The following is an 11,037-nucleotide window of genomic DNA, read 5'->3' on the forward strand; positions in this document are numbered from 1 at the left end:
GCTCATCCAGCCCTTGGAGTCACGGCACGCCCCACCCCTGCCGAGAGGGAGTCACCACAGCAGGGACACCAGCCCGATGATTCCCACGAAGAGGAAGTAGAGCGACTCGCCGGCGATGAGCCCGCCACCCACCAGCGACGTGGTGCTCATGTCCTCGGGCAACGCCTCGCCCTCGCCGGGCGAACCGGCTGGATGCGGCGCCGGCCTCTTCGCCAGCGTGTTCCACGCCGAGGACGCGATGCCACCCACGCCGAACCACAGCGCCGATGGCAGATTCACGAAGCCGCCGAACGACGAGGCATAGGGGCTGGACAGCAGCACCGAATCCATCATCCACCCCACCGCGAAACCCGTGCGCGAGCCCTTCACGAAGCCCTGATAGCGCTCGCTGCGCTTGAGCAGCTTGCGCGCCACCTCGATAGTGAAACCGAGCACCAGGCCAAGTCCCAGCGCCTTCACCGTGTGCTCCGACAGCGTGCCCAGGCTCCGGATGGCGCCCACGAACTTGTACGTCATCGCGGAGTTCCACTGGCCCACCTCGACCTTCGGATTGTCGAGCTGGTTGACGGCCAGCACCGGATAGGCGCTCATGAAGACCCGCGCCAGCACCACGCACAACACCGCTCCCATCACGATGCCCACCACCTGGTAGCGGAACTGGATGACGCGGTCGGTACCCAGGCGCCAGCCCGTGGAGCGGTCCTGCTGCATGTCGCTCCCCACCGACGTGGAGATGAGCAGGATGCTCGCGGCCATCAACCCCACCAGCGGGTTCTTCAGCCCCAGCAGCGACATCAGCAGCACCGAGATGACGAAGGCGCTGGAGATGGGGTTCTGGTCCGTGATGCCGTAGGCAATGCCGTTGATGAGCACGAACAGCAGCGACAGCACCAGCCCGAAGACGATGAAGCCCAGCGGCTGCTCCAGCAGTTGCGTGGCCACCAGCACCACCGCCACGCCCCAGAAGGCCACCCACGCCAGCAGCTTGGGCATGTTCACCTGCTTCCACGCGGGCACCTCGCCGGCGGGCGCCTTCGCCCGGTTGCGCACCCGCTCGACCGCCTGCACCGCCAGCAGCGACAGGTCCACCGCCGCCGCACCGCAAATCATGGCCAGGCCGATGAGGAAGCCAATCTTGCGGAACGGCTCCTCCGGTTTCAGCCAACCCGTCTCTCGCAGGTAGGGCGTGAAGGCCGCGCCGATGAGACCTCCGATGATGGCTGGCACCGTGATGCGACTACCCACCACCATGCCCGCGCCCACCGAGGACGCGCTCATGCCGAGCGACCCGAGGGCCGCCACGTGCTCGGTGACCCACGCCACCGTCACGCCCAGACTCGTCCCACCGCCCAGCTTGGCGATGGAGGCCTTCAGCAGGCGCTTGTCGGTGAGGGCGCGCAGGATGTTGGCCACCGCGAAGCCCGAGGGGTAGTCGAGCTGCAGCCGGTCCACGAGCAGCGGCGTGTAGAGCATGCCCACGCCCACGCCGAACATGCCCACGCAGCCCACGAAGAGCATCAGGTGCCAGGCCGGCGGCTGCGGCATGCCCAGCCACACCATGGCCTGGATGAGCACGGCCATGGCGCACATGGAGGCCACCGAGGCGGCCATCGTCTGCATGTAGTTGGCGCCGTGCTTGCCCTCGGGGCCGTAGCCGTAGGTGACGGCACTGCCGAGGATGCCGGCCAGCACCTGCCCGCCCACGAAGAAGCCCAGGCTGAAGTTCATGTACGAGGCGGCGATTCCACCCAGCGGCCCGAGCACGAGGATGGCCACCGCGCTCAGCATCAGGTGGAACTTCCACGAGCCCGGCGTGGGCAACCAACCGAAGCGCGGAGCACCCTCCGGGGAAGCACCGGGAGAGGCCGGGGGCGTGGGAGACGACGGGAGTGATGGGACGGACTGGGCCATGGGAGGTATAGGGTATCCCAAGGAGGGACAACCCTGGACACCAATACCCGTCGCAACATCCTGCTCGCACTCGCATTCCTGGCCGGCTGCGCCGCCTCCCGGGTGCAGTGGGTTCCACCCGCGCTCGCGCAGTCGGCGACGGACACGCCGCGCTGGGAGTACTACTGCATGAGGCCTGAAATCCCCGCGTTTGGCCTGCCGGCGCCAGAAGGGCTCTCCGAACAGCTCAAGTCCGCGGGTCAGCAGGGCTGGGAACTCGTCACCGTCGACTCGGCCCTGACCTACTGCTTCAAGCGGCCCCTGCGCTGAGGCCCCCGGTCCGGCTACGGCTGACAGATGCCCGTGCAGTCCGCGCCGCTCTGCGAGGGATTGCACGCATCCGTGGGATCATCGACGCACTTGCTCTGCCCCAGACAGCTCCCATAGCCGAGTCCGCCACAGCACACGACGTAGCCCTCGGGCACGGCACATGGTGTGGCGAACCGCTGGCACCCTCCCCCAGCGGCTGGGCGCGCGTATTGGACCACCTCGATACACGGCTCACTGGAGTCGTCGTTCCCGGGAGCCCCAATGGGGCCACAAGCAAGCAGCCAGCAGCTCGAGGACATCAAACACAGACGCAGGAGGTTTCTCATGCCCGGAGGACAGAGCAATGCACATGCCGCCTCGAAATCCACGTGTTCTCGCGGACTTCGAGGACCCCACGGCTCGTGGGGACTCAGGAATCCAAGAGGACGGGCAGGCGGGCCCTGGCAGCCGTGTCTCAGATGCGCGTGAAGGACCAGCTCACCGCCCGGCCGTCGGCGTAGGGCATGACGCCGTGGAACGCCCTCGGGTCGTCATCGAACACCAGCGGCAGGAAGTGGCGGTCTCCGTCCCAGAGCGGCAGGCCCATGATGTCCTTCACGGGAACCCAGGAGAGGGTGCCCTCCGCGTTGCGCTCGTATGGCGTGCCCTCGAAGCGCTCGATGAGGAAGACGAAGCCCAGCCAGTCCTCGCCCTTCGGGCCGAAGCCGGGCCAACTGATGGTGCCGCGCAGCTTCAGCTCCGTGCACTCGATGCCCGCCTCCTCGCGGATCTCCCGGCGCATGCAGGAGACCACGTCCTCGTCCGGGTGCATCTTCCCCCCGAGTCCGTTGTACTTGCCGAGGTGCGCGTCGTCCTGGCGCGCGTTGCGGTGGATGAGCAGCACCTTCGTCCGGTCCGGAGACAGCACGTAGCCGAGGGTGCCAATGATGGGCGTGTAGCGCATGCGGGGGCTCTTACCTCTCATGGGCCGGGCCGCAAGTAGTCAGTGGGTAGGTGCCCGGCGTCCGACTCCCCGCCTCCCTGGCCCCTCTGTCCCGTGTGCGTCCATGGCATCCCGCTTGCTGCTGCTCGCGACATGCGTCCCAGGAGCCACACCGGGTATCGCCGCCTCTGGCGGTGGGCTCTCGCCGTCCTTCTCCTCGTTCCGCTGTTGCTGCTCGGAAGCGTGGAGGCCCTGTACCGCTATGGGCTTTCCCGCGTGGGCGAGTTGCCACGGGCCCCCCGGCCCCGGACGGACTTCGCCACCCGGGTGCTCTGGACCTCCATGGAAGAGGGGCCCCTCCTGCTCGAGCCTCGCTGGCCCTGGACGCTCATCGCCAACTTCGCCCACCTCTACTGCCACCCGAGGGACAGACAGCAACCCGCCGGGTCCCACCTCTCCTCGTTCGTGGCGCTCCGGTGGTTGGCCTCACGGCCAGAGCAGGAGCGCACGCCGATGCTGAACTGGCACTTTCATGGGCTCGCCCTCTCCATCTGGATTTCGCGCCACTGGACCGCGGAGGAGTTGATGAGCGCTGGTGCGGAGGGCGCCCGGTTTGGAAGGAACCTCATCGGCCTCGACGCCGCCGCGCGGAGGTACTTCGACAAGGAGCCCGTGCAGCTCGCGCTCCACGAGGCCGCGTTCCTCGCCGCACTGGCACAATCGCCCGCGCGAAGCAACCCGGTCTGCCGGCCCGAGACGGCACTCCGGCGGAGGGATTTCGTGCTCTCGCACCTTCGGGCCCTGGGATGGATCTCCGACGCCCAACTCGAAGATGCTCGAAAGCAGCCGCTCCTCCCGCCGGAAATCATGACGAAGCTTCGGGCTGGCGGCGGGTGCTGGCTTTGAAGCGCTGCTACCTCGCACGCTCCGCCGTCTTGTATCCCAGGAAGTAGGCGACCAGCCCGGCCCCGGCACTCGCGACGGCCAGCAGCAAGGTGAGCATGAACATCATCCCCAGCGACTTGAAACCCACGCTGGCGGCGAGCGCGACCGGGGGTATCGCCATCACGGACGTGACGATGAGCGCGAACCGCGCGCCCCGGGCAACTGCCGGCGACCCCTCCAGGGAAGCACCCCACACCGTGAACGCAATCACCACGGGAATGAGGTTGGGGACGATGTCCAACATGGCGAGGCGCCTCCTGCTCGCGTGAGAGCGTACCCCACGCGAGCAGCGCGGAGAATGACAACCCCGCTCAGTCCCGGTAGCCGCGTGCCTGGAGATTGAACAGGTGCGCGTAGCGCCCGTTGCGCGCCATCAACTCCGCGTGGCTGCCCAGCTCCTCCACCTGGCCGTTGTGCAGCACGGCGATCCGGTCCGCCATCCTCACCGTCGAGAACCGGTGGGAAATCACCAGGGCAATCCGGTCCGCCGCCAGCTCCTGGAATCGCTCGAACAGCGCGTGCTCCGACTCCGCGTCGATGCTCGCCGTCGGCTCGTCCAGGATGAGCACCTCCGCGTCCTCCCGCATGAACGCTCGCGCCACTCCCAGCTTCTGCCACTGGCCCCCGCTCAGCTCGTGCCCCTTCTCGAACCAACCTCCGAGCATCGTGTCGTATTGGTTCGGCAACGTGGAGATCAGCCCGCTCGCGCCCCCGTGCTCCGCCGCCCGCACAATCCGGTTGCGGTCCTCCAGCGCCGACACGTGCCCCAACCCGATGTTCTCCGCCACGTTGAACTGGTAGCGCACGAAGTCCTGGAACACCGCTCCGAACCTCGAGCGCAGGTCCTCCGGGTCCATGTCCTTCAGGTTCACGCCCCCATAGAGGATTTCGCCCTCCGTCGGCTCGTACAGCCGCAGGAGCAGCTTCACCAGCGTGCTCTTCCCCGCCCCGTTGTCCCCCACCAGCGCCAGCTTCTCCCCCGGCTCCAGCCGCAGCGACAGGTGGCGCAGCGCCCACGCCTCCTTCCCCGGATAGCGGAACGACACGTTGCGCAGCTCGATGGCGTTCCCCCTCCCCTTCGACGCCGTCAGCGCCGGCACCACCCTCGGCGCCTCCTGCCCCGTCGGTATCTCCAGGTACGTGAAGAGGTTGCTCATGAAGAGCGCTCCCTCGTACATGCTGCCCACGCTCGACAGGATTCCCTGGAACGCCCCCTGCCCCTGCCGGAACACCCCCAGATACAACACCATGTCGCCCAACGTGATGGCCGCCAGCGCCGCCCGGTTCGCCACGAACGCGTAGCACGCGTAGAAGGCCCCCAGCGACACCAGCCCCAGTCCCAACCCCCACCCCATCCGCTTCATCGCCAGCGCCCGGTCCTCCTCGAAGAACTTCTGGAACAGCGTCCGGTACCGCCCCAGCACCAGCGGGCCCAACCCGAACACCTTCACCTCCTTCACGTGGCTGTCCCGCGTGAGGATCCACTCCAGGTAGTTCAGCTTCCGCCCCTCGGGCGCGCGCCACGAGTACAGCCGGAATCCCTCCTCCGCCAGCCGCGCCTCAGCGATGAACGCGGGAATCGACGCCGCCACCAGCACCGCCACGCTCCACGGCGACAGCGTCACCAGCAGCACCGCGTACGTCGACAGCGTCACCAGGTTGCGCACGATGGAGAACGCATCCATCACCAGGGACAGCGGCCGGCTGCTCGCCTCGCGCCGCGCGTTCTGCATCTTGTCGTACGTGTCCGAGTCCTCGAAGTGCCGCAGCTCCAGCCCCAGTGCCTTCTGCAGAATGCGCTCGTTGAGCAGGTTGCCCAGGTTGGCCCGCACCAGCTCCCGCACCAGCGACAGCGCCCGGTCCACCACCACCGAGCCCACCATCAGCCCGAACTCCAGCGCCACCAGTTGCAGCACGTGCGCACGAGACGCCGGGTCCCCGGCCTTCTGCGCCGCCAGCACCCCGTCCACGATGAGCTTGCCCACCCAGGCGATCGCCGCCGGCAGCACCGCCGCCACCAGTGTCAGCGCTCCCAGCACCACTGCTCCCCGGGGACTCGACTCCCAGAAGAGGCGGAAGGTGCCCGGCAACTGCCGGAAGAGGCTGCCCGCGTTCTTCAGCCGGGCCTTGAGGGATTGGGGAGGTCGAGGGGCGGAGTACGGTGGAGACACGGCCTCCTGTCTAACCCGGCGCTCCCTCGCGCGCCGCAGCTCCCTTTCCCGAGGGGCTCGCCCCGCCCGTCACCCCGTCGGCCCAGGCCCCTGGTGTTTCCGCCCGCCCGGATGCCCCCCAGCCAGCCTCCCGCGGCTATGATGGCCTCCCCTTCCCTCCCCTGGAGACCCCTCGATGAAGCGCTTCGTCATCGTCTTCGACAACGAGCCGGCGGAAGCCGCCCCCTGGATGGCCAGGGCCTGCTCGGTGTCCGGGCTGACCTTCGTGGACAACGACGCCATCGCCGATGTGATCTCCGACAACAAGGACGCCCAGAAGCTGCTCCTCGAGGGCGGTCTGCCCCCCGGCGAGAACCCCCGGCTCGCGCCCTTCTACACGGCCGCGCTCGACAAGGTCGCCGCCGGCAAGGAGCGCCTGGGCCTCTCCAGCGCCAGCTGGCTGCTCTACCTCGGCCAGGCCGATGGCTGCGTGCTCGACTTCGCCGGACTCGAGGAGCAGCGCACGAAGGGCCTCGCCTCCGGCGTCCCCAAGAAGACCGCCGACGAGTACGTGGCGAAGTACAGCGCCCAGCTCCAGGAGCGCGCCCGCAAGGTGCTCCCCGCCGAGCGCATCCTCGTGGTCCCCGCACAAGAGAGTGATGCAAAGAAGGCCGAGCTCGCCGCCGCCTTCATCAAGAAGCTCGGGTAGCGCCTCCCGTTCGCGTCAGCATCTACGTGGGATTCCTCATCAGGAGGGGCGCGGCGGGGATGCCCCGCCTGATTTCCTCCCGTCCTCCCACAAGAATGGCATTGTCCTCTTTCAAACACAGGAGGACTTCATCCTTGAAACCCCATCCCCTGCTCCTCGTCACCTCGCTCGCGGTCTCCACCGTGGCCCGTGCCGGAGACTATTCGGGCGCGCTCTCGTATTGTCAGAAGGATGCGCGCACCGCCCTCCTCCGGCTACAGAAGGGCGACTCCGCCGGGGGAGCCACCATGCTCCGGATCGTCAGGGAGACGTGCCTCGAGGGAAAGGCGGCCGACGGGATGCGGGAGCTGCCCGGGTACGCGGACGTCCTCCGGGATTACGAGGAGGCGAAGCGCCTGATCCAGGCCGCGGAGGACGCGGCGGCGGCAACGAGCCCGGGCGGGGACGAGAAGTCGGTGAGCACTCGCTGGGAGGCGAGGCCGAAACGCTGCCGGACCACGGACGACTGGGATGTGGCCGCGGGACTCAAACCCCAGACCGGGGGGATACGGCGCAAAACTCCCGGTGGCATCGCGTTTGGAATGTTCTTCGGGCGTTCGTGGGACGGCGGTCCGTCGGGCCCCGGCCCGTTTGGCAATGCCGGCCCGGACGACTACCTGGCGAGACTCGCCTGTGGTTACGACGTGGAGGGCGTGGAGCCCTCCTTCGACAAGGACCAGCTGTGGAGTGGGCAGCTCCCCGATTGGGACCCGCGCCGGCTGTTCGCCCGGGCGCTCCAGACGGGTGCACCCGACTCTCCCCGCACCACGCTCCACCGTCTGGCGTTGATGTTCCACTGCTACGCCTCCACCGGTTGGAAGGTGCCCGACCACTACAGCACCTATCTCTTCTGTGACGAGGCGGCCCTGGGGAAGACAGTCCCCACTCAGGCGGAGATCGAGGCGGCCTCCGAGGCTGTCTTCCCCGGGCGTGCCTGGGAGAAGACCAACCTCGTGTACGCCGCGCAACGCACGCTCGAGGCCAGGAAGGAGTTGGACGCTGCCTTCGCGCAGGCCGAGGCCCAGTCCCCGCGGATGAAGGCCGTCTTCCGCGACTCGGCCGACGCGGCGCGCCGTGAGCACGCCGAGTTCCTCGTGCGCTACGCGGAGGAACTGCGCACGCTGGAGCCCATGACGGCCGAGGCGCTGCGTCGCGGGGCTCACGAGCAGATGCCCGCCGACTGCGTGGAGAAGCTGCTCCCCCTGCGCGCCAGGCTCGAGGCCGAGCTCCAGCCGAAGGATGAAGCGGGAGTGCAGGCGCTGCGCACCGGCCATCCGCTCGGGTTCCAGCTCACCGAGGCGCTCGCCGCCTGCTACCTGGTACGTGGCCACCTCGCACGCGCGAAGCTGGAAGCGGAGAGTCTCATGAAGGGCTCGCGCCAGGTGACCGAGGAGGAGAAGGTCTTCCACGCGCGCCTGCATGCGCAGTGGCAGGCCAAACGAGACCTGCCAACGAAGGAGCAGCGCGTGCAGGTCATCCCCAACTGGGAGTCCATCGAGGACTATCCCCAGGTGCCCGAGACCGAGAGCGCCTCGAACGACATGATGGAGCAGGTGCGGCACATGCAGACCCCCATTCGCACCATCGGCGATGTCCGGGGCATGCTCGCGGTGGTGGTGTCGAAACGCGAGACCCCGGAAGGCGTGTGGATCACCTTCAAGAAGTTCACGAGCACCTACCGCGAGGTCGAGTGCCGGAAGACCGGTGAGCTCGTGGGCTTCAGCGTCGCGGGCCGCATCCTCCAGCCCGTCTACCGCAAGGAGTGCACGGAGGTCGGGCCCTTGAAGAAGCACACCGTCCAGGAGGATCCAGTGCTCCTCTCCAAGGCGGAGGCCGACCTCGTGCAGAAGGGCATGCAGCTCAAGGCGCTCGTCAACCAGAACGAGCCGGCGGATTCGGTGCTCACGGACCTCTGGAAGCAGCAAGGGGCCAAACAGCCGCTGATGATCGACGGCATCCGCCTGCAGTGAGGGAGAAGGCCCCGCGCCAGCACCCGCTTACGCAGTCATCAGGAGGAACACGCGATGGAGCGTCGAAGACTGGGACGGACAGACATCGAGCTGTCCGCCGTCGGACTGGGGTGCTGGCAGTTCTCCGAGGGATTCGGCCTGGCGGGCGGCTTCTGGGAGGCGCTGCCCTCCGAGACGGTCCAGGAGATCGTCGACGCGTCACTGCGCGGCGGCATCAACTGGTTCGACACCGCCGAGGCCTATGGGAATGGCCGCTCGGAGCGAGCGCTCGCCGCCGCCCTCACGCACCTGGGCAAGAAGCCCGGTGACGTCCGCATCGCCACCAAGTGGTTTCCCTTCCCGCGCGGGGCCTCCAGCATCCGCAACACGATCGACGAGCGGCTCGCGTGCTTGAGCCCCTTTGGCATCGACCTGCATCAGATCCACCAGCCCTTCGCGCTCGCCACGGTCGAGGCCCAGGCCAACGCGATGGCGGACCTCGTCGAGGCGGGGAAGATTCGCACGGTGGGCGTCAGCAACTTCTCCGAGAAGCGGATGCGCAAGGCCCATGCGGCGCTCGCCCGCCGGGGCATCCCGCTCGTCTCCAATCAGATGCAGTACAGCCTCCTGGACCGGCGCATCGAGTCCAATGGAGTGCTCGCCACCGCCAAGGAGCTGGGCATCACCCTCATCGCGTACTCACCGCTCGCGCAGGGACTGCTCTCGGGCAAGTTCCACGATGACCCGATGCTCATCCGCAAGAGTCCGGGCCCCCGCAAGTACCTGCCGGCCTTCCGCGCGAAGGGACTCGCGCGCAGCCGGCCGCTCGTCGACGAGCTCCGGAAGATCGCCGCCGCCCACGGTGCCACCGCCTCGCAGGTCGCCCTCAACTGGCTGACCCACTTCCACGGTGACACGGTGGTCGTCATCCCCGGCGCGACGAAGCGGCGCCACGCCGAGGAGAACGTCGGAGCCATGGGCTTCAAGCTCTCTCAGGACGAGCTGCGCCGCATCGACGAGCTGTCCCGCCCATTCCTCTGAGACTCAGGGGCTGAGGCTCAGGGCGAGCCCGCCAGCTTCCAGCCCACCTCCAGGAAGGCCATGGGCGACCCGTAGCCGAGGCGGTAGTGGTTCCGCCACTCGTAGGCGCCACCCAGGGACACGCGCAGCTTGGACACGTCCAGGGCCAGCCCGGCGCCGGCCCTGGCTCCGGCCGACGGAGAGCTCATCGTGTAGAGCAGCGGGCCACCCGTCGCATAGACGTGCAGTCCGAAGCGACCCTGGGGCGGGAGGATGGGATAGGCCAGCCGCGCGTCCACCATCAGCAGGAAGATGGGCCCGGAGGGGAACCGCGTGGAGGCGAGCGCCGTGAGGCCCGCCCCCGCCCTCAGCCCGTGGAAGAGATGCACCGAGCCGTTGACGCCCGCGCCCCACAGCGGCAGCGGTCCCGACCTCTCGATGTCCGCTTCGCCACGCACACCCGCGTGCAGCTCGAATGAGCTGCCCACGGAAGAGAACAGAGTGGGCTCCTCGCTGGCCTCGGGAGGCGGAGTCGGCTCGGTGGCAGGCGGGGGCCTGGCCGCCGCCTCGGCCGCAGCCTTCTCGGCGGCAGCCTTGGCCTCGGCCGCAGCCTTGGCCTTCTCCTCCTTGGCCTTCTCCCGCTCCGGACACTCGACCCGCAGCTTCTCGAAGAGCTCATCCATCTCCGCGGGAGGCTTGGTGAGCGGCAGACTGGCCAGGGGCTCCGACTGCAACGCACGGCAGTAGGCGTCCTCCGCCTGCTCGGTCTGCTCGAGGCTCTGGTGCAGGACGCCCTGCATCATGTCCACCCACAGCCGATCCTCGTCCCCGAGGCCGTCATTGCACTCGGGCGTGATGAGCTCGGAGAGAGCTTCCTCGTACTTCTGCGAGGAGGAGAGACGAGCCACCTTGCGGATGCAGGCGTTCTTCGTCTTCTTGGGCGGGTTGACCCGCAGTTGAGGCGCGGCGAGCGCGGGAACCGACAGGAAGGTGACCAGGGACAGGACAGCCGACAGCACGTGCTTCATGGGTGATTGGACTCGTTGCAAGACGCCCCCCAGGGCGAGTGGAACCCGGCGACAC

At 68.1% G+C, this 11,037-nt stretch carries 10 protein-coding genes; 5 read left to right on the forward strand and 5 right to left on the reverse strand.

Annotated elements, in window-relative coordinates; all coding sequences use genetic code 11:
• Positions 1 to 51 precede the first annotated feature (51 nt).
• Positions 52 to 1,911, reverse strand: coding sequence for an OPT/YSL family transporter (locus tag DAT35_RS14315; protein ID WP_108067549.1), 1,860 nt, complete (start codon positions 1,909 to 1,911; stop codon positions 52 to 54).
• A 168-nt stretch (positions 1,912 to 2,079) separates the two neighbouring features.
• Between DAT35_RS14315 and DAT35_RS58140 the strand changes: the two genes are divergently transcribed.
• Entirely contained in the window at positions 2,080 to 2,220 is a 141-nt protein-coding gene (locus DAT35_RS58140) for a hypothetical protein (RefSeq protein ID WP_158501699.1), read from the forward strand.
• 454 nt (positions 2,221 to 2,674) lie between these two features.
• On the opposite strand, the gene DAT35_RS14325 is transcribed toward DAT35_RS58140, so the two are convergent.
• A complete protein-coding gene (locus DAT35_RS14325) occupies positions 2,675 to 3,163 on the reverse strand; it encodes an 8-oxo-dGTP diphosphatase (protein ID WP_108067551.1) in 489 nt (162 codons plus the stop codon).
• Between the two features lie 132 nt (positions 3,164 to 3,295).
• Here DAT35_RS14325 and DAT35_RS14330 point away from each other — a divergent pair, with 132 nt between their 5' ends.
• Complete coding sequence (locus DAT35_RS14330) at positions 3,296 to 4,048, forward strand: transglycosylase domain-containing protein (RefSeq protein ID WP_108067552.1); 753 nt, start codon at positions 3,296 to 3,298, stop codon at positions 4,046 to 4,048.
• A 7-nt stretch (positions 4,049 to 4,055) separates the two neighbouring features.
• Here the strand turns inward: DAT35_RS14330 and DAT35_RS14335 are convergent, their stop codons facing one another.
• On the reverse strand, positions 4,056 to 4,331 hold the full coding sequence (locus DAT35_RS14335; protein ID WP_108067553.1) for a hypothetical protein: 276 nt from the start codon (positions 4,329 to 4,331) through the stop codon (positions 4,056 to 4,058).
• A gap of 67 nt (positions 4,332 to 4,398) precedes the next feature.
• Complete coding sequence (locus DAT35_RS14340; protein WP_108067554.1) at positions 4,399 to 6,258, reverse strand: ABC transporter ATP-binding protein; 1,860 nt, start codon at positions 6,256 to 6,258, stop codon at positions 4,399 to 4,401.
• Positions 6,259 to 6,433: 175 nt separating this feature from the next.
• On the opposite strand from DAT35_RS14340, the gene DAT35_RS14345 reads away from it, so the two are divergent.
• The 3 genes from DAT35_RS14345 to DAT35_RS14355 all read left to right on the forward strand — a co-directional run bounded on the left by DAT35_RS14345 (position 6,434) and on the right by DAT35_RS14355 (position 9,975).
• Positions 6,434 to 6,946, forward strand: a complete 513-nt coding sequence (locus DAT35_RS14345) for a hypothetical protein (protein WP_108067555.1) — start codon at positions 6,434 to 6,436, stop codon at positions 6,944 to 6,946.
• Positions 6,947 to 7,080: 134 nt separating this feature from the next.
• The gene (locus tag DAT35_RS14350; protein ID WP_108067556.1) at positions 7,081 to 8,955 is read left to right on the forward strand and encodes a hypothetical protein; all 1,875 of its coding nucleotides are present in this window, start codon (positions 7,081 to 7,083) and stop codon (positions 8,953 to 8,955) included.
• Between the two features lie 54 nt (positions 8,956 to 9,009).
• Positions 9,010 to 9,975, forward strand: coding sequence for an aldo/keto reductase (locus DAT35_RS14355; RefSeq protein WP_108067557.1), 966 nt, complete (start codon positions 9,010 to 9,012; stop codon positions 9,973 to 9,975).
• Between the two features lie 17 nt (positions 9,976 to 9,992).
• Here the strand turns inward: DAT35_RS14355 and DAT35_RS58970 are convergent, their stop codons facing one another.
• Positions 9,993 to 10,982 carry a hypothetical protein gene (locus tag DAT35_RS58970; RefSeq protein WP_158501700.1) on the reverse strand — a complete coding sequence of 330 codons (990 nt, stop codon included), beginning with the start codon at positions 10,980 to 10,982 and terminating at the stop codon, positions 9,993 to 9,995.
• Positions 10,983 to 11,037 lie beyond the last annotated feature (55 nt).

This window comes from Vitiosangium sp. GDMCC 1.1324 (genome assembly GCF_003044305.1).
In the GTDB taxonomy this organism is placed as follows: domain Bacteria; phylum Myxococcota; class Myxococcia; order Myxococcales; family Myxococcaceae; genus Archangium.